Annotated in this window: 15 protein-coding genes and 3 pseudogenes; 10 read left to right on the top strand and 8 right to left on the bottom strand. The window is 70.6% G+C overall.

The annotated features are described in order from the left end of the window. The 3 genes from AB0C20_RS28425 to AB0C20_RS28415 all read left to right on the top strand — a co-directional run. Nucleotides 1-337: Beta-galactosidase C-terminal domain (locus tag AB0C20_RS28425; RefSeq protein WP_357569088.1), on the top strand; the 337-nt coding region annotated here is incomplete at its 5' end. Between the two features lie 37 nt (nucleotides 338-374). Beyond that, complete coding sequence (locus AB0C20_RS28420) at nucleotides 375-1,151, top strand: DeoR/GlpR family DNA-binding transcription regulator (protein ID WP_112603873.1); 777 nt, start codon at nucleotides 375-377, stop codon at nucleotides 1,149-1,151. 277 nt (nucleotides 1,152-1,428) lie between these two features. Next, a complete protein-coding gene (locus tag AB0C20_RS28415; RefSeq protein WP_357191912.1) occupies nucleotides 1,429-1,917 on the top strand; it encodes a hypothetical protein in 489 nt (162 codons plus the stop codon). A 42-nt stretch (nucleotides 1,918-1,959) separates the two neighbouring features. Here the strand turns inward: AB0C20_RS28415 and AB0C20_RS28410 are convergent, their stop codons facing one another. The 3 genes and pseudogenes from AB0C20_RS28410 to AB0C20_RS28400 form a co-directional block, all read right to left on the bottom strand. Further along, complete coding sequence (locus AB0C20_RS28410) at nucleotides 1,960-2,493, bottom strand: hypothetical protein (RefSeq protein WP_357191908.1); 534 nt, start codon at nucleotides 2,491-2,493, stop codon at nucleotides 1,960-1,962. Continuing rightward, nucleotides 2,490-2,762 (bottom strand): hypothetical protein, encoded by a 273-nt coding sequence (locus tag AB0C20_RS28405; protein WP_357191939.1) that lies wholly within the window; start codon nucleotides 2,760-2,762, stop codon nucleotides 2,490-2,492. The genes AB0C20_RS28410 and AB0C20_RS28405 overlap by 4 nt, the downstream gene beginning before the upstream one ends. Nucleotides 2,763-2,836: 74 nt before the next feature. Next, a pseudogene (locus tag AB0C20_RS28400) lies at nucleotides 2,837-3,101 on the bottom strand (DivIVA domain-containing protein). A 329-nt stretch (nucleotides 3,102-3,430) separates the two neighbouring features. Here AB0C20_RS28400 and AB0C20_RS28395 point away from each other — a divergent pair. The 3 genes and pseudogenes from AB0C20_RS28395 to AB0C20_RS28385 all read left to right on the top strand — a co-directional run bounded on the left by AB0C20_RS28395 (nucleotide 3,431) and on the right by AB0C20_RS28385 (nucleotide 5,999). Further along, nucleotides 3,431-4,302, top strand: a pseudogene (locus AB0C20_RS28395) (helix-turn-helix transcriptional regulator). Next, nucleotides 4,299-4,508, top strand: coding sequence for a DUF397 domain-containing protein (locus AB0C20_RS28390; RefSeq protein WP_357191708.1), 210 nt, complete (start codon nucleotides 4,299-4,301; stop codon nucleotides 4,506-4,508). Before AB0C20_RS28395 ends, AB0C20_RS28390 begins: the two are co-directional and overlap by 4 nt. A gap of 549 nt (nucleotides 4,509-5,057) precedes the next feature. Continuing rightward, nucleotides 5,058-5,999 (top strand): sporulation protein, encoded by a 942-nt coding sequence (locus tag AB0C20_RS28385; RefSeq protein ID WP_357191706.1) that lies wholly within the window; start codon nucleotides 5,058-5,060, stop codon nucleotides 5,997-5,999. A gap of 68 nt (nucleotides 6,000-6,067) precedes the next feature. Here AB0C20_RS28385 and AB0C20_RS28380 read toward each other — a convergent pair whose 3' ends face one another. Together AB0C20_RS28380 and AB0C20_RS28375 are read right to left on the bottom strand one after the other, a co-directional pair. Beyond that, a complete protein-coding gene (locus AB0C20_RS28380) occupies nucleotides 6,068-6,442 on the bottom strand; it encodes a hypothetical protein (protein WP_231392564.1) in 375 nt (124 codons plus the stop codon). A gap of 178 nt (nucleotides 6,443-6,620) precedes the next feature. Further along, nucleotides 6,621-8,663 (bottom strand): glycerophosphodiester phosphodiesterase family protein, encoded by a 2,043-nt coding sequence (locus AB0C20_RS28375; protein WP_357569087.1) that lies wholly within the window; start codon nucleotides 8,661-8,663, stop codon nucleotides 6,621-6,623. Between the two features lie 191 nt (nucleotides 8,664-8,854). Here AB0C20_RS28375 and AB0C20_RS28370 point away from each other — a divergent pair, with 191 nt between their 5' ends. After that, nucleotides 8,855-9,274, top strand: a complete 420-nt coding sequence (locus AB0C20_RS28370; RefSeq protein WP_210787040.1) for a hypothetical protein — start codon at nucleotides 8,855-8,857, stop codon at nucleotides 9,272-9,274. Nucleotides 9,275-9,329: 55 nt separating this feature from the next. On the opposite strand, the gene AB0C20_RS28365 is transcribed toward AB0C20_RS28370, so the two are convergent. Then, complete coding sequence (locus AB0C20_RS28365; protein WP_357191718.1) at nucleotides 9,330-11,549, bottom strand: ATP-binding domain-containing protein; 2,220 nt, start codon at nucleotides 11,547-11,549, stop codon at nucleotides 9,330-9,332. A 221-nt stretch (nucleotides 11,550-11,770) separates the two neighbouring features. Between AB0C20_RS28365 and AB0C20_RS28360 the strand changes: the two genes are divergently transcribed. After that, nucleotides 11,771-12,397, top strand: coding sequence for an SGNH/GDSL hydrolase family protein (locus AB0C20_RS28360; RefSeq protein WP_357191700.1), 627 nt, complete (start codon nucleotides 11,771-11,773; stop codon nucleotides 12,395-12,397). A 68-nt stretch (nucleotides 12,398-12,465) separates the two neighbouring features. Here the strand turns inward: AB0C20_RS28360 and AB0C20_RS28355 are convergent, their stop codons facing one another. Next, nucleotides 12,466-13,593, bottom strand: a complete 1,128-nt coding sequence (locus tag AB0C20_RS28355) for a hypothetical protein (protein WP_357191697.1) — start codon at nucleotides 13,591-13,593, stop codon at nucleotides 12,466-12,468. Nucleotides 13,594-13,688: 95 nt separating this feature from the next. Between AB0C20_RS28355 and AB0C20_RS28350 the strand changes: the two genes are divergently transcribed. Then, nucleotides 13,689-14,345, top strand: a complete 657-nt coding sequence (locus AB0C20_RS28350; RefSeq protein WP_357191695.1) for a response regulator transcription factor — start codon at nucleotides 13,689-13,691, stop codon at nucleotides 14,343-14,345. 74 nt (nucleotides 14,346-14,419) lie between these two features. Further along, nucleotides 14,420-15,790, top strand: coding sequence for an ATP-binding protein (locus AB0C20_RS28345; protein ID WP_357191715.1), 1,371 nt, complete (start codon nucleotides 14,420-14,422; stop codon nucleotides 15,788-15,790). A 28-nt stretch (nucleotides 15,791-15,818) separates the two neighbouring features. Here AB0C20_RS28345 and AB0C20_RS28340 read toward each other — a convergent pair. Beyond that, a pseudogene (locus AB0C20_RS28340) lies at nucleotides 15,819-17,132 on the bottom strand (tetratricopeptide repeat protein); the annotation flags it as partial. Nucleotides 17,133-17,226 lie beyond the last annotated feature (94 nt).

The raw sequence follows: 17,226 nt of genomic DNA, 5'->3' as shown, positions 1-17,226 counted from the left end.
TGGCCCGGAGACCGCGACCAGGATGGTGAGCTGCATCAGGTCGTACATCGGGAAGAGCAGCCCCAGCGTGCGCGCCGGGTCGGCCAGCTCGGCCGACCGACTGGTGGCCCGGCTGCTCGCCGAGGCCGACGTCCGCCCGGCGGCGTCGGCGCCGCCCGGGGTGGAGGTGGTCCGCCGCCGCGACGGCGACCGGACCTGGCTGTTCGCGATCAACCACACCGACACCGAGGTACGCCTGCCGGCGTACGGCGTCGAGCTGTTGACCGGAGGACACTGCGCCGGTGAGCTGGCACTGCCGGCCGGTGAGGTGGCGGTGGTCCGTGAGGATCGGACCTGATTCTGACGACGGTCACGGCGCGAAGGAGGTTCCCCACATGCTCGCCCAGCAGCGGCAGACCGCCATCCTCGATCTGATCCGCCAACGCGGCGGGGTGCGGGTGAGTCACCTGGTCAGCCGATTCGGCGTGTCCGACATGACGATCCGGCGCGACCTGGAGGTGTTGGCCGAACGCGGCCTGGTCGACAAGGTGCACGGCGGTGCGACCCTCGCCGGGCCCGGTTCGGCCGAGGAACCCGGCTTCGCCGCGAAGTCGATCCGCCAGCAGGCGGAGAAGCGGGCCATTGCCGAGCGGGCGGCGACGATGGTCGAGCCGGGGATGGCCATCGCGCTCTCCGCCGGTACCACCACCGCCGCGCTGGCCACGCTGCTCTCCGACGTACGCGGGCTGACAGTGGTGACCAACTCGATCCCGGTGGCCGACGCGCTCTACCAGAACCCGCGCGCCGACCAGACCGTCGTGTTGACCGGTGGCATCCGTACCCCGTCGGACGCGCTGACCGGGCCGGTGGCCGAGGCGGCGATCAGCGCGCTCAACGTCGACCTGCTGTTCCTCGGTGTGCACGGCCTCAGCCCACGGACCGGGTTCACCACGCCCAACCTGCTGGAGGCTGGCGTCAACCGCTGCCTCATCGGCGCGGCCCGCAGACTCGTGGTGCTCGCCGACCACACCAAGTGGGAGACGATAGGCATCGCCACCATCGCCCCGCTGGAGGCCGCCGACGTGCTGATCACCGACCGTGGGCTGCCGCCGGAGGCACGCACCACGATCGGCGAACAGGTCGGCGAGCTGGTGATCGTAGAACCCGACTGAGGGCACGCCCGCGCCTGTGCGCTCGCGTCGATCATGGAGTTGTGGTGCCGGAAAGGGGACGCCGTTTCGACTTTGTCCAGCACCACAACTCCATGATCGATTTGGAGGCGTCGACAGGCCTGCAGATATCGCCGTGGTCGGCCTGCCTGTGCAGCGGCGGTGGCCGCGCAGGATTCGGTCGCGGAAGACCCAATGTCGTACGTGCTGCGCGTCCTCGTCCGACGGCCTGCACGCCCACCCGTCCGGCAGATCAGGACTCGAACAAGGGAGCACGGTCATGATCGCGGTCAAGGTGCGATTCGGGGCCACCGTCGTCGTGGGCCTGGTCCTCGTCGGGATGCTGAGTTGGGTGGCCGGCCTGTGGCCCGCCGATCAGACCCGGGCGACAGTCGATCACTGCTATGTGACCCACGATCGGCTGGAGGCCATGCACAGCCGGTGCGTCGGCAACTGGACCCGCGGCGGCCGCGGGCGGCAGGGGCCGATCCACGGCGTCGACGTCCAGGAGTCCTGGAAGGTCATCGACGACGAGCCGAACAGTGCGTACGAGTGGGAGGTGGCCGTCCCGGCCTCGGCTCGACAGCTACGCGTACTCGCCGACACCCGCCAGGCATGGACGTTGTCGCCGCGCGCCCTGCCGTGGGGTCTGGTCCCCGCCGGCCTCGTGGTGCTGCTGGCCGCGCTCGTCTGGTTGATCAGCGCGACGGTCAAAGCACGGAGGCCGGCGCCGAGCGCGCCGGCCGAGTCGAGCGCCACGCCCGCCTGACAGCAGCCGTCCACCCGCCTTCGGGCCCCACCTGTACCGGCGCTAGTGGTCGTTCAGCATGAACAGGAGCGTGTGATGCTCCAGGTCCAGGAACACCACCCGCCAACGTGTCGACGGCGGTGTCTCGTTGTAGGTCTGACTGTGCAGCCAGCGGGGCTTGGCCGGGAGGAACGGCACGAGGTCCGGCCGCACGTCCGTCGGCATGTGCGAGTGGAGCAGCTCGGCCGGGTCGATGGATGCGAACGGAACGAACGCGAACTGCTCGGCCAACCTGTGTGCGTCCTCCGGACGCAGGACGACGACGCCCTGGTACTCCCAGTCCGTCGGGCCCGGCGCCCGTGAGCACGGGTTGCCCAACGCGCGCGCCTGCCAGTGAATCTCCGGATACTCACCGACATGTGGAAGATCCTCCGGCGGATCCCAGCGGCTGACCCGTACCTTCGCCTCGTCGGCCTGTCGTTGCTCCTGGCATCCACGCGTCTCGTCCAAAACAGCCGTGTCGCATCCGAGCATCACCAGCAGCATCCCCGCCACCGCAGCGAGCACGGCTGGACGTGCCCGTCTCCCCGTCTTCATCGCCCAGACTGTAGATCGATCTGTGAACCGTCGTCGGGCAGGCAGGCGCCGACGTGGTCGGCCTCCCGGATGCATCGGTGGCGATCGGGCATGCTCCGGTCGCAGAAAACCCAATGTCGTACGTGCTGCGCGTCCTCGGCCGACACCGTGGTGCCGCCGAGGTCGACCTGCGGCGTGGAGGCCAGGGAACGGGCGAGTGTCCGCGCCAGGTCCAGTGCCTCGGCCAGGTTGGTGACCGCCACCGGCAGGTGGATCACATAGCGAGGCATCTCCGTGTACGCCTCGACGGCGAAGCGCGGCAACGGCGTGAAAAGCCCGCTGTACTGGTGCTCCCATCCCGGGCTCACGGCTGACGCCGCTCGGACCAGGCGCTCTGCCAATCGCGCAGCGCGCGCTTGACGCGAGCGTTCTCCTCGCTGAGCCGAGCCACATCGTGGTGCAGCGTCGCCAGGTCGAGCGCGACGCGGTGCAGGAACCCGGCGTACCTCCCCGGGGTCCAGGCCTCGTCGGCCGAAACCGACGACGGTGAACTGCCGGTCGCGGACCTGGCTCGGGTGCAGCCGAGCCAGCCGAGCGCCGCCGCCGTCGTAGAGACTGCCTCGGGTCATTCATCACCTCACGGATCGTCGACCGATGGGCGGGTCAGGGTCGCAAGGCGCCCTTTGCCGTGGTAGTTATTCGTCAAGTCGGTTCGGAGCCGGGATTCGCACATCCCGACGCTCTAGTTGAGACCCGACGAGAGCCGGTATGCGCCTGCCACTCGCGACTCCGTCTCTCGTCACCTTCTCGGCTGTTGGCACAGCCGCGGTTGCCGTGTTTGCACCGGGCGTCCCCGGGGGCCGGCGATCACCCTCACCCGCAGGCCACGTTTCCAGTGGCCTCGGTGTTGGTGCAACGACACCAACGGAATCCTTAATCGGTGCCTGGAGAGGTGAGCATGGCCGCGAGCAGAGAGCCATTCGTTCGAACCCTGCGTGCTCAGTGGCTGGGCCAGCAGATGCGTGAGCTGCGGGAGCGGCGTGGCCTGACCCTCAAGTACGTCGCTCAGTATCTGGAGCGGGACTTCTCGTCGCTGGCACGTTATGAACGAGCCGAGTGGCCATTCCGCAGGGAACTCGTCATCGCGCTGCTTGATTTTACGGCGTCTACGACGAACAGGAGAGGGAGCGCCTGATCCAGCTCGCTCAGGATGCGTGGCGGATCGACCGCTGGGACAGCAGCCTCGACAGGACTATCTACGACACCTCGTTCATCGACTTTCCCTGGTTGGAGTCGAGAGCCGAACAAGTCTGCACCTATGCCGCGCTCCTAATACCCGGCCTGCTCCAGACGCGTGATTATGCCGAAGCAGTCATCAGGAACGCAGAGCCCAGCTCGGCCAGCGAGGTGGAGATCCGCAAGTGGGTACAGCTCCGGATGGACCGGCAACGTCTCCTGTACGGTCCGTCGCCGAGGAGACTCGCCGTCATCATTGAGGAAGCCGCGCTACGGCGCCCGGTGATGAGCAGAAGTGTGATGGCCGCTCAACTCGCCCACCTCGCAGGACCGGCTAGAAGACCCAGTATCGAGATCCGCGTCGTCCCGCTCACGCTAGGGCTGCACGCGGGCTTGGACGGCACGTTCTGGCTCTTCAAGATGCCTGCCCCGTACTCGGATGTGGCCCATGCGGAGACCCTCGGAGGGCGGCTATTTCTCGAGTCTGATAGAGCCCTGCGTTACGTCCGCGCGTACGATCGCCTTCGGGAGGCCGCACTCAGCGCGAACGAGTCGGCGAAGCTGATCGCAGCACTCGCGGAGGAGCTGTCATGAGCGAGTCCATGCCCATCGCCTGGCATATCAGCACCAAGAGCCCCGACAACGGCGGCAACTGTGTCGAGGCGGGACCGGTAATGGATGATTCCGGCCGAGTGGCGGTTCGGGACAGCAAGGATCGCGCAGCAGCGACCCTCGTCTACCCGGCAGACGGCTGGATGGCCTTCGTCAACGGGGTGAAGGACGGCGATTTCGCGCCCTGATGCGTGATCGACTCGGGTTGCTGTAAGTCGGGGTGTCACCGCGACCAGGACGCCCCGACTTCCGTGAACGCGAGTCGATCACCTCCGCTAACGCCACCTCTCGGTATGCGGCAGTGCGGAAGTTCGGTCTGGGCTGCGCTCGGCGGCCCGCGTCGCCGTCGACGCTCTTTGACCGATCGCGGGCTGGTGGGCTGTGCAGCGAAAGGTCGAACGCCTGATTCGTTTGCGACATCAGCTCCAAAGGCTCGTCGACGGACATCCGCCCCTCCGCTGACGCGGAACGGAAGGCGGGCATCGGGCGGCCGAGCAGGTGATCGCGGATGTGAGGGCGCAGGTCAACTCGGGTTCACGGAAGTCGGGGCGTCCTGGTCGCCGGGATGCCCCGGTTTTCAGGAACCCGAGTCGATCAAGCGGCGCCGAGTCAAGCGCCGACGCGCGCGGCTTCGGCGCGGCCGCTTCACAGCCACCTCACAGGGGTGCTGGATAGGGTGCCCTTCGAGTCAACGTCCGACTCCAGCCTGGAGCGGTCGGCGTCGCACAGGAGTTCCGATGGTCTTCAAGAAGATGTTGAGCGCGTTCGGTGTGGGCGGTCCCAGCGTGGACACCGTGCTGACCAACCCCAACACCCGGCCCGGCCTGACCCTCGACGGGCAGGTCAACCTCGTCGGCGGTGACGCTGAGGCAGCCATCGAGCAGGTGGTGATCGGCCTGGTCACCCGGGTCGAGGTCGAGGGACACGACACCGAGTACGCGGGCACTATGGAGTTCCACCGCATGGCCGTCAGCGGGTCGCTCGTACTCGCCCCGAAGCAGCAGCTCTCGATCCCGTTCCAGCTGCCGGTGCCGTGGGAGACCCCGATCACCGACGTGTACGGCCAGCGCCTGCACGGTATGACGATGGGTCTGCGCACCGAGTTGGCGATCGCCCGCGCGGTCGACAAGAGCGACCTGGACCAGGTGGCGGTGCACCCGCTACCGGTGCACGAGCGGATCCTGGAGGCGTTCCAGCGGCTCGGCTTCCGGTTCAAGCACGCCGACCTGGAGCGTGGCCACATCCGGGGCGTGCAGCAGACGCTGCCGTTCTACCAGGAGATCGAGTTCTTCGCCTCCCCGCAGTACGCGAGCACCATCCGGGAGGTCGAGCTGACCTTCGTGACCAGCCAGCGCGGTGTGGAGGTCATCCTGGAGTGCGACAAGCGCGGCGGTTTCCTCAGCGCCGGGCACGACGCGTTCGGTCGCTACCAGGTGTCGCACACCGACGTTGACCGGGTGGACTGGGCGCAGGTCGTCGACGGCTGGCTGCGCGAAACCACGTCCCGCTACGGCAGCCTGCGCTCCCAGTACGGCCCGAGCCACGGCCACAGCCGCGGGCACGGCATGGGCGGCATGGTGGCCGGCGCCGCGCTGGGTGTCGCCGGTGGCATGATCGCCGGCGAGATGATCGAAGAATCGTTCGAGGGCGACTTCGGCGACTTCGGTGGCGACGAGTAACCGGTCCACAAACGACGACAGTGGCCTCCGGGAGTTGTCCCGGAGGCCACTGTCTCACGCGTGACGCGTCAGTGCTTGTTGCGTTCCCGGCCGGATCGGCGCGCGGAGCCAGCCTTCGACAGTCCACGGCTGACCAGGTAACCACCAGTCAGGATGGTCAGGAACAGCCACGCCTGGTTCGGGTTGTTGATGTTCAGCCCGTTGGCTGTGGTGCCCTTCCAGAACGCGGCGATCACCACGAGCGCGACCGCGGCGGCGTAGACCCAGAATTCCGTCGTCAGGAACGCCTGCTTGGTCTCCGTACCCGGCGACGGCATCGGGTCTCGGTGCCCGTCGCGCATTGACGGCATCTGCTGGGTCGGCATGTCCCGCATCGACGCGGGGTTCTGCGGGTCGTTCATGGGCCGGTTCATCGGCCGGGTGGAAGCAGCCTGCGTGCTCATCTGGTCCTCCTCAGGATGCGATGAGTCGTACCTGCATTCCCTCGCCCCGCTACCGCGTGTCGGCCACGGCACGGTTCGCTTTCGTGGCGGGGACAACCCCCGACTACCCGAGGCCACTGACCAGGTAACACCGATCGCCGGCCGGAAAAATCCGGCCGGCGATCGGGTGGTCGACGGCTCAGCGCAGGCCGTTGCGGATCGCCACGCTCACCAGAAGGTCCGGGTCGTCGGTGATGATGCCGTCGACGCCCAGGTCGATGACCCGCTGCATGACAGTCGCGTCATCCACCGTGTACGGGATCACCTTCAGGTCGTAGCGCGTCTGCAGGGTCCGAACGTCCGGTCCGTGGAAGTATGCCGGGTTCTCCCGCAGGTACCAGTCGGTCGAGGCGACGGTGCCCTGCTTCGGGTCGTGCACCTGCCAGTTGGCGGAGACCGTGCCGGCGCCCGCGGCCCGGGTCAGCTTGCCCAGGTCCTGGTACTTCCACCAGTCCAGTCCACCGGTCCACGGGCTCTTCACCGACGGGTTGCCGTAGACCGCCTCCAGCGAGCACTCGTCGGCGAGGGTCGCGCACTCGGCCGGACCGTACTGCCAGACCAGGCCGACAGTGCCGATCCGCCGGTCGAGCTGCCGGGCGTACGTGATGGTGCGCCAGTCGAACGACTGGATGGTGGCCCGGCTGGTGAAGCCGGCCCGCTGGATCGCGTCGACGAGCTTGCGGGTGAAGCTGCGGTACGGCTCGGTGTCGTTCACCACCGGGCTGATCTTCGTCTCGATGTTCATTCCGATGTCGGTGCGGCCACTCGCCTTCACCAGGGCGAATACCTCGTCCAGGGTCGGGATCCGGGCACCGGGCGCGGGCACCTGGGCGGGCAGTTCGGGCAGCGTCTTCGTACCGCAGTCCACGGTCTTGAGCTGCGCCAGTGTCAACTCGTGCACCGACTTGCCCACGTACGGGAACTTCCGGTCTCCCGGGCGCACCGGGGCGGTGTCGACGCAGTGCGACCCGTTGACGGTGCGATCGTGCAGCACCACGAGCTTGCCGTCGGCGGTCACGTTGGTGTCCAGCTCCAGGGTGGAGATGGCCCGGTTGGACAGCGCGTTCGCGAACGCCGGCAGGGTGTTCTCCGGCCGGGTGGCCCGACCGCCTCGGTGCGCCTGGATGTCGAACGGCGCCGTGTACGCCTTCGGCAGCCGGTAACCACGCTGCGCCAGCACGCCGCGCAACCGGTCCGGGTAGTCGGTGATCATGCCGTCCACACCGTCGTCGATCAGCTTGGTCATGGTCGGCACGTCGTCGACAGTCCATGGGATCACCTTGATCCCGTAGCGGTGCGCGTGGGCGACCATCTCCTTTGTGACGTACGGCTTGTAGCCCGGGTCGGTGACAGTGCCGTTCTGCGGCATCCCGTGCACCGGCGAGAAGGCGCTGGCGCCGAAGCTGCGGATCGCCGTGATCGGGTCGCCGCCGAAGTCGTCGATGTCCAGCCCGCCCAGCCACGGTGAGGCACCCGGCTGACCGGTCTGGAGGAAGTCGTAGTTGGTCAGGGCGACCAGCGGCAGCTTCGGCTCGACCTGACGCATGCGCATCAGCGCGCCCCAGTCGAAGCTCTGGATGGTGACCTGCCTGAGCAGCCCGGCGGCGCGGATCTCGCCCGCGGTGACCCGGACGAACTGCTCACGGGGGGCGGTCTCGGTCGGCGCGCCGGCCTCGACCTTGGTCTCGACGTTGAGCTTCACGTCCTTCGCCTGGTAGCGGTTGACCAGCGCGAAGACCTCACGCAGCAGCGGCATCCGGGCACCGGGGACGGCGAGCTGGCCGGGCTTGTCCGACAGCGTCTTGGAGCCGCAGTCGAGCGAGCGCACCTGGGCCAGGCTGAGCGTGTTGATGTACTTCCCGACGTACGGGAACTCCGGGTCGCCGGGCGTCACCGGTGTGGTGTCGACGCACTTGGTGCCGGTGACCTTGCGGTCGTGAGTGACGACGGCTTGGCCGTCCTCGGTGATCTGCACGTCCAGTTCGAGGGTGCTCACCCCGAGCTGGAGGGCGTTGCCGAAGGAGGCGAGAGTGTTCTCCACCCGCAGCCCGAGGCCACCCCGGTGGGCCTGCACGTCGAATGTCCGGTCCGGTCGTGGCTTTGCCTGGGCGGGCACCGCGAGCCCGGTCGTCACCGTCGCGGCCACCAGGGCCGCGACGGCGGTACGGCGTACTGTGCGCACGCTGTCATCCCCTCCTGCCGGCGGGCATCTCCCACCGGTCGCGGGACAGCATGGACATCTCGGGCAGCGGGCAGGCGGCCAGCGGGCGGCGTGCCGGTGAACCGCCGTGGACGACCTCCCGGTCACGCCGGGTTTGGTCGGCCGGTGGCCGGGCACGCAGTCAGTTCCACAGCTTCTGCGAGGTGATGGACGTGCGTGAGGACGACATGCGGCAGGACGCCGCCCGCGAGGCCGAGGATCGGATCGCCGGCGGCGTGTACGGCAAGGGCGCCCTCGACGAGGTGACTGTGCCCCGCACCGATGTGGAGAGTCAGATCCAGCGCGATGACCCGTTCGATCCAGCGAAGGAACGGATCGACCCACAGGTGTTGCGCGACGGTGGCCCCGTCGGCGGGCAGGGCGCGGTGACCACCACCGGTGGCACCGCCGGGCCGGCGAGCGTACGCCGGGTGGCCCGACAGCCGGAGCGACACCCGGGCACTGTCGCGCCGACCACCACCGGCGATGCCACCACCGGCGGCCTCAGCACCCCGATGGGCGGCGGCACCAGCGACCAGTCCACGTCGGCAACCGGCCCAGCGAAGTCCATCAGAGACAAATCCAACGACTGACCCCACCCGCCGTCCCCGCCGAGCGACAACTCGGTGGGGACGGCGGGTTTCGTGGTCAGCTCGCCGGGCGGAGGACACCCAGTCGTTGGGTGGCGCGGGTCAGGGCCACGTACAGGTCGCTGCGCCCGCGGGGGGACTCGGCCACCATCCGGTCCGGGTCGACCACCAGCACCGAGTCGAACTCCAACCCCTTGGCCTGCGCGACCGTCAACACCACCACCCGGCTCTCCAGCTCCGGATGCTCGCCGACGGCGGCCTCCGGCAGGGCGGCGGTCACCGCCGCACCCAACTCACCCACCCGGCCGGCCGGCACGAGCACCCCGAGCCGCCCCTCGGTCAGCCCGGCCGCCTCCCGGGTGGCCTCGGCGACCAACTCCGCCGCCAACCGGCTGTCGGGCACCGTCCGGTCCCACGGCGGTACGCCGCTCTCCCGCACCGAGCGCGGCGGCCGCAGTGCCGGGTCGATCTCGGCCAGTACCTCGGCGGCGACCGCCATGATCTCGGCGGGAGTGCGGTAGCTGACAGTCAGCTCGGTGAGCCGCCACCGCTGCTCGACGTACGGGGCTAGGGCGTCCGCCCAGGACGGCGTGCCGCTCAGTGCGCCGGTCTGTGCGACATCCCCGACGATCGTCATCGACCGGCTCGGGCAGCGGCGCATCAGCAGTCGCCAGGCCATCGGCGAGAGCTCCTGCGCCTCGTCCACGATCACGTGGCCGAACGCCCAGGTGCGGTCGGCGGCGGCCCGCTGAGCGGTGGTCAGCCGGTCGGCCTCCTCCTGCCGCTCCAACAGCCGATCCGCGTCGATCAGGTCGGTCACGCCGAGGATCTCACCACCCTCGGCCTCGTCCTCGACGTCGATCGAGCGGGAACCCCTGGCGATCTCCAGCACGCCCTCGGCGTACTCCCGTTCCATCACCCGGATGCGGTCCCGGCGGGCGGCGGCGGCGCGTTCGTCCTCGCCGAGCAGTTCGGCGGCCTCGTCCAGCAGCGGGACGTCGGCCGGCGTCCAGCCACCGCGCTCACGGCGCAGCAGCGCCCGCTCGTCCTCGCTGAGCATCGGCGCGGCGGCGGCGATCCGGTCCGGGTCGGCGTAGAGGTCGGCGAGCAGCCGCTGCGGGGTGAGTACCGGCCACAGCCGGTCCAGGGCGGCCTGGATCTCCGTCTCCTCGCGCAGCTCGCGGCGGATCTCGGCGCGGTCCGCCTCGTCGAGGAGGTTGTCCCCGCCGAGCGGGTCGGCGCCGATTCGTTCGGCCACCTGGTCAGCGAGCGCGTGCACGATTTCCACGTCGAACAGCGCGCGGGCCAGGTTGTGCGGTCGGTCGGCGCGGCGGACCCGGTCCCGGGCGGCGCGAACGATCTCCGGGTCGAGGGTGAGCGTCTCCCGCTCGACCTCGATCTCCAGCGGCTCGTCCGGCACCCACTGCCGGTCCCGTACGGCCAGCGCCAACACCTCGGCCAGCACCGCGCGGCCCTTGAGCGCTGCGGTCCCGGCCGGCTCGGCCCGTTGGGCGCTCACCCCGGGAAAGAGATCACCCTGGGTACGCAGCAGCACGCCGGTCTCGGCCAGCGTCGGCAGCACCTGGGAGATGTAGCGCAGGAATGTCGCGTTCGGGCCGACCAGCAGCACGCCACGGCTGGAGAGTTCCCGGCGGTGGGTGTAGAGCAGGTACGCCGCCCGGTGCAGCGCGACGGCGGTCTTGCCGGTGCCGGGGCCGCCCTGGACCACCATCACGCCCGGGAGTTCCGCGCGGATGACCTCGTCCTGCTCGGCCTGGATCGTCTCGACGATGTCGCGCATCCGGCCGGTACGGCCCGCGTTGAGCGCGGCGAGCAACGACGCCTCACCGGTCAGCTCCTCGTGGGCGCCGGGGGAGGCGGTGTCGATGTCGAGCACCTCGTCGTTGAGCCCGGTCACCTTGCGCTGCCGGGTGCGTAGGTGCCGGCGACGGCGTACGCCCTGCGGGTTCGCGGCGGTGGCGAGGTAGAACGGGCGGGCGGCGGGTGCCCGCCAGTCCATCAGCAGCGGATCGTAGTCACCACTGGTGTCGAAGATGCCGATCCGGCCGATGTAGTGGCGGGAGTCGTCGTCGCCGTCGAGACGGCCGAAGCAGAGCCCGTTCTCCACGGCGGAGAACTGTTCGACCTGATCGGCGTACATCGCTACCGAGCTGTCGCGCTGCGAGCGGTCCTGGAGAGTGCCGCCGGTGTTGTGCAGCTCGGCGGTGAGCCGGTGGGCGGCCTGCTCACGCAGTTGGTCCAGCCGGTTGTAGAGCATCGAGACGTACTCCTGCTCGCGACCGATCTCGTCGTCGAGCGGCAATTCGCCGGAACCGCCGGAGTGCCTTGACAAGCCGTCTCCCTAAAGATTAGAATCCTTTGCAGGAACGGCTTTTAGCCGTTCTTTTTTGTGCCTTCGAACTGTTGAAGATAGCGCGTTCCGCCGGTTCTCACCAAGCCGGGCGGTCCGGCGCGCCGGTGATCGCGAGGTGGCGGCGGATGATCCTGCGGACCGGGCAACGGGTGGTCTTCATCGGGGACAGCATCACCGATTGTGGTCGACGCGACGTCGCCGCGCCCTACGGCAGCGGATATGTGAGTCTCGTGCGCGCCCTGGTCGACGCCCGGCACCCGGAGTTGGAGTTGGAGTGGGTCAACCGGGGTGTGGGCGGCGACACGGTGCGGGACCTGGCCGCCCGCTGGGACGACGACGCCATCGCCGAGCGCCCCGACTGGCTCGCGGTGATGATCGGCATCAACGACATCTGGCGGCACTACGGTGACCGACCGGATGAGGCAGTCGGCATCGAGGAGTACGAGCGCACCCTGCGTGACCTGCTGCGTCGGGCGGTCGACGCCACCGGCTGCCGACTGATCCTCGGTGACCCGTTCTTCATCGAGGCCGACCGGAGCGTGCCACAACGCGCCGACACCGACCGGTACGCGGCGGTGGTGGCGGGGCTGGCCACCGAGTTCGCCGCGGTGCACGTGCCCAACCAGGCGGCGTTCGACAGGGTGCTGGCGGTGAGTCCGGCGACGCGTTGGGCCGACGACCGGGTCCACCCGTACCTGCCCGGCCACGCTGTCCTCGCCGACGCGTACCTCAACGCCCTCGGCGTCTCCTGACCTCGGCCTGACCCACAGCGAAGCGCCGGGCCGACCGTCAGGTCGACCCGGCGCGAACACCGCGGAGATCAGCCGCGCGCGGCCTGGTAGAGCCGCTCCGGCGTCACCGCTCCGGCGAGCACCCGGCCGTCGTCGGTGAGCAGCACGCTGAACAGCTTGCTGGTGAGAAGTCGACCGCTGCCCCAGTCGCCACTGACCGTCGGTAGCCCGCCGAGCAGCTTCGACATGTCCAGGTCCGGACCGGCGCCGGCCGGGGGAGCGGCCGACTTCGTGGCGGGCTTCCGGCCGGCATCGGCCCCGTCCAGGCGGCCAACCAGCACTGTCGTCCAGCCCTCGCCCACGGCGCGGAGCTGCGGGTCACCGGACGGCTCGACGTGACCGGGCTTGCCCGTCGGGCGCTCGGCCTTCTCCTCGTCGACAGTCACGCCGGGCGGCGGGTTGAAGCGGAACTGGTCGGCGTCCGGGCGGCGGTAGTCGACCTGGGTGAAGGCCACCTCGAACGCCGGCCGGTCGCTGCCCTTCGCGAGCACCTCGAAGCGCAGCGGCACGTGCTGCTCGGCGTCGATGGCGATCCGCAGCTCGTGCACCAGGGAGTCCTTGTCGCGCGGCTGGAGCACCAACTCGTACGCGTCCTGGCCGGCCACGGTGGCCGACCGGCCCACGCTGACCTCGGTGCTCGGGTCGATCGCGCCCAAGGCCAGGTCGGCGGCCTGCTGCGGGGTGGCCGGTAGGCTCGCTGCCGGTTCGGGGGCGGGCTTCCAGGCCCCGGCGTCGCCGCCCAGTGCGCGGTGGGTGGCGGTGTTGCTGCGGCTCTGCCACGTCCACAGGTCCCGGCCGTTGCGGATGATGTCCTGCTCGCCCAGCGTGTCCATCAGCGCGACCCGTTGCTGGTCCGGCCCGGAATACCAGACCCGCAGGGTGTGGGTGCCGGTCAGCAGGGTGGTCAGCTCGTTGCCGGGAACCAGCCCGACGAGGGGCGGCAGGCCGAGGTCGGCGCGTTGCACCACGGTCCCGGACAGCCCCTCCAGCCGGGATGTCTGCAGGTCGACGAGGAGCTGAGCGGCGGTTCGGGGCGGCAGGCTCGGCTCGGCCTCGGCGGCGAACGTGCCGATCGCCGCGCCCCCGCCGATGACGGCGACGGCCGCGGTGGCCGGAACCAGCCAACGAAGGACGGGACGACTTCTCAGGACGGACATGGTGGCACCTCCTGCGGCCATCCTGCCTCCTCCGTGCTGTGAACGCGCTGAGGACACCGAACCGCGCCGATTGACCGGGGTGGCACCCTTGAGCTGTGCGGGTGCTGGTGGTGGAGGACGAGGCCCGGTTGGCGGCTGCCCTGCAACGCGGTCTCCAGGCGGAGGGGTTCGCTGTCGACGTGGCGGCAAGCGGCCCGGCGGGCCTGGACGCGGCCCGGCACGGCGGGTATGACGCCATGATCCTCGACGTGATGCTGCCCGGCCTCTCCGGGTACGAGTTGGTCCGGCGGCTGCGCGCGGAGCAGCACTGGTTGCCGGTGCTGATGCTCTCCGCGAAGGACGGCGAGTACGACCAGGCCGACGGCCTCGACTGCGGCGCCGACGACTACCTGACCAAACCCTTCTCGTACGTGGTGCTGCTGGCCCGGCTCCGGGCCCTGCTGCGTCGGGGCGCGCCGGAGCGCCCGACCGTGCTGGCGGTCGGTGACCTGCGGCTGGACCCGGCTCGTCGGCGGGTGACCCGGGCGGACGCCGAGGTGGCGCTGACCGCGCGGGAGTTCGCGTTGCTGGACTACCTGATGCGCCGACCGGGCCAGGTCGTCTCCAAGGTCGAGTTGTTGGACCACGTCTGGGACGCCAGCCTGGAGACCGCGCCGAACGCCGTCGAGGTGTACGTCGGCTACCTGCGCCGCAAGCTCGGCCGGGACCGGCTGGAGACGGTCCGGGGTGCCGGCTACCGGCTGGCGACGTGACGGCCGACGGCCCGGCCGCCACCCGTCGGGTCAGGCTCGGCCGGATGCCGGTCCTGGGGTTGCGCGGGCGACTCATGGCGATCGGTGTGGTCGGTCTCACCATCGGGCTGGCCCTGGGCGGGGTGGTGCTGCTCGGCGCGCTCGGCTTCGTGCTCCAGCGCACCGTCGACACCGAGGCGTTCCGCACCGCCGACGCGGTCGCCCTGCTCGCCGCCGAGGACGCGCTGCCCGATCCGCTGCCGGTGGCCGGCGGGCAGGTTCGCGTGCAGGTCGTCGACGCCCAGGGACGGATCCGGGCGGCCTCGATCGACGCCGACCGCCTGGTGCCAATGGTCCGCCCGGAGCGGCTGAACCGCGACGGTCGGCAGCGGCTGGAGGTGCCGGCCGAGCGGGTCGGGCTCGTCGGCCCGGTCCGGGTGGTCGCCGTACCCGCCGGCACCGCGGCCGACCCGCTCACAGTGCTGGTCGCCCGCTCGATGGCCGACGTGCGGCACAGCACCCATGTGGTCCGGACCATCCTGCTGGTGGCGTTCCCGCTGCTGGTGGCCGTGCTGGCCGGGGTGGCGTGGCGGGTGGTGGGGGCGACCCTGCGGCCGGTGGAGGCGTTACGTCGAGGTGCCGAGGAGATCACCGGCAGGGCCGGCGCCGGCCGGCTGCCGGTGCCGGCGTCGGCCGACGAGATCCACCGCCTGGCGGTCACCCTCAACGGCATGCTGGGGCGGCTGGAGTCCGCCCGCGTCCGGCAGCGGGCCTTCGTCTCCGACGCCGCGCACGAGTTGCGCAGCCCGTTGACAAACATCCGGACCGAGCTGGAGGTGGCCCAGCGCCTCGCCGACCGGACGGACTGGACGGCGGTGACCGCCAACCTGCTCGCCGACACCGACCGGTTGAGCCGCCTGGTCGACGATCTCCTGCTGCTGGCCCGCCTGGACGAGACTCCGGCGGCCCGGGGGGCCGGCCCGGTGGAGCTGGGCGCGTTGCTGACCGAGGTCGCCGCCCGCTATCCGTCACCGCCGGTGCGGGTGACGCCGCCGGCGGGCCCGCTCTGGACGATCGGCACCGTCGAGGAGTTGCGTCGCGTGCTGGCCAACCTGGTCGACAACGCGGTACGCCACGCGCACGGCAGTGTCGTGCTCGCGGCCGAGGCGACGCCGACGGCGGGCTCCACTGTCGGGCCTGGCGTCGGGGCGTACCACCTGGTGACGGTGACCGACGACGGCCCGGGGATCGCGGCGGCGGACCGGGAGCGGGTCTTCGACCGGTTCACCCGGCTGGATGACGGACGAGCCCGCGACGACGGGGGCGCCGGTCTGGGGCTGGCCATCGTCCGGGAGTTGGTTCGCCGTGCGGGTGGCAGCATCACACTGACCGACGCGCCGGAGCAGCGAGGACTACGGGTGTGCCTGCTCCTGCCGGCGATGCCGGCCGAGGACGGCCAAAGGTAGGCGGCCCGTTACGGCGACCTCCCGCGGCTCAGCGGCGGCGGGTGCAGACCTGCTTGGAACGGGCCACGGTGTCGGTGGACCAGGCAACGGCGACGGTGAAGCAGAAGTCGTTGGTGCGGTTGAGCGCGTAGATGACGAAGCTGGTGGTGCCGGCGGGCAGCGTCGCGAAGATGTTGTGGGTCTGGCCGGTGCGGCCGCCCGCGATGACCACCGGGCCCTCGCCGCCGGCCGGGTAGGTCCAGTTCAGCGCGATGCTGTCCCGGGTGTCGCGCAGGGTCACCGCGCTGGGTGGGGTGCCGGGCGCCGCGGCGGCAGCCGACGTGGGTGCCGAGCCGCCCGGGGCAGGCGCGGTGCTGGCCGGCGCGCCGGCGGTGGGAGAGGCGCTGGCCGGCGGCGGGGTCGGTTCGTCGTCGCCGTCGACCCGGGCCACCCCGGCGATCACCGCCGCCGCGCCGAGGAGCACCACGACCACGCCGGCCACCAGCACCGGGACCAGCCGGTTGCGCTGCTCCGGCGGTGCACGGTGCACGGGCACCGGCAGCAGCCGCGACGGCGTGTACGGCTCGACCTGCGCGTACGGATCTGGCCGCGCGTACGGGTCGGACTGTTGGTGCGGGTCGGGCGACGCGTACGGGTCTGCGGGTCGGTGCAGTCGGTAGACCCCGGGTCGCTCCTCCGTGCCGCCGGCCAGCCCGACCACCGATGGCGGCACCGGAGGCTCCGTGGGCTGGGGCGACGGCTCGTCCGCCGCGTCGGTCGACCATCTGCTGCCCGTCGACCCGACCGCCTCGTCGGAGGGCAGCCGGGGGTTCGGCACCGCCCCGGCGTGGTGGGGTGCGGCTGCCTGCGGATGGTAGCCGGATTCGGTCGGCCCGTCGCCGTGCGGTGGGACGCGGGCGGCCGGGACGACCGGTGTGTCCCGCGCTGTCGGCGGGTTGTCCGCGCAGGCGTGGTCGGGACTGGCCGCCGCCCGGGCCAGGGCCGCCACCTGGGTGGCGAGCGGGTCGTCGGCGGGCAGATGCTGTCGGCACAGCTCGCGGGCGAGCGCCAGGTTGTCGTGCGCCTCGGCGAACTGCCCGCAGTCGCGCTGCATCGCCCCGAGCCGCGCCAGCATCTTGATGCCGCTGGGGTGCCCGTCGCCGTACACCTCGCGGTGCAGCTCCCAGGCGTCCTGGAGGCGGTCGCGCGCCACAGTGCACTGGCCGCGCGCGTACTCGACGGTGGCCAGGTCGGCGTGCGCGGCGAGCACCCGCAGTGACTCCGGGCCGTCCTGCGCGGTCAGCTCGATGATGACTTCCTGGTAGAGCCGCGCCGCCCGGGAGTGGCTGCCGACCCGGTGCAGCCGTTCAGTTAAGCGGTTGGGCGGATCGTCAAGGCGTGTCTGAGGCGTAAAGCAGCGGAGCTCCGGTATAGAGGGTGGTCACTCTAAGACGCCC

Origin of the sequence: Micromonospora sp. NPDC048843, from assembly GCF_040649965.1 — a bacterium.
In the GTDB taxonomy this organism is placed as follows: Bacteria; Actinomycetota; Actinomycetes; order Mycobacteriales; family Micromonosporaceae; genus Micromonospora; species Micromonospora hortensis.
This window is presented reverse-complemented; position numbering and strand designations above follow the sequence as displayed.

Bases quoted from the DNA above. Each gene is read 5' to 3' on its own strand.
- AB0C20_RS28420 (WP_112603873.1), top strand. From the start codon at position 375: ATGCTCGCCCAGCAGCGGCAGACCGCCATCCTCGATCTGATCCGCCAA.
- AB0C20_RS28415 (WP_357191912.1), top strand. From the start codon at position 1,429: ATGATCGCGGTCAAGGTGCGATTCGGGGCCACCGTCGTCGTGGGCCTG.
- AB0C20_RS28410 (WP_357191908.1), bottom strand. From the start codon at position 2,493: ATGAAGACGGGGAGACGGGCACGTCCAGCCGTGCTCGCTGCGGTGGCG.
- AB0C20_RS28405 (WP_357191939.1), bottom strand. From the start codon at position 2,762: ATGCCTCGCTATGTGATCCACCTGCCGGTGGCGGTCACCAACCTGGCC.
- AB0C20_RS28390 (WP_357191708.1), top strand. From the start codon at position 4,299: ATGAGCGAGTCCATGCCCATCGCCTGGCATATCAGCACCAAGAGCCCC.
- AB0C20_RS28385 (WP_357191706.1), top strand. From the start codon at position 5,058: ATGGTCTTCAAGAAGATGTTGAGCGCGTTCGGTGTGGGCGGTCCCAGC.
- AB0C20_RS28380 (WP_231392564.1), bottom strand. From the start codon at position 6,442: ATGAGCACGCAGGCTGCTTCCACCCGGCCGATGAACCGGCCCATGAAC.
- AB0C20_RS28365 (WP_357191718.1), bottom strand. From the start codon at position 11,549: ATGCTCTACAACCGGCTGGACCAACTGCGTGAGCAGGCCGCCCACCGG.
- AB0C20_RS28360 (WP_357191700.1), top strand. From the start codon at position 11,771: ATGATCCTGCGGACCGGGCAACGGGTGGTCTTCATCGGGGACAGCATC.
- AB0C20_RS28355 (WP_357191697.1), bottom strand. From the start codon at position 13,593: ATGTCCGTCCTGAGAAGTCGTCCCGTCCTTCGTTGGCTGGTTCCGGCC.
- AB0C20_RS28345 (WP_357191715.1), top strand. From the start codon at position 14,420: ATGGCGATCGGTGTGGTCGGTCTCACCATCGGGCTGGCCCTGGGCGGG.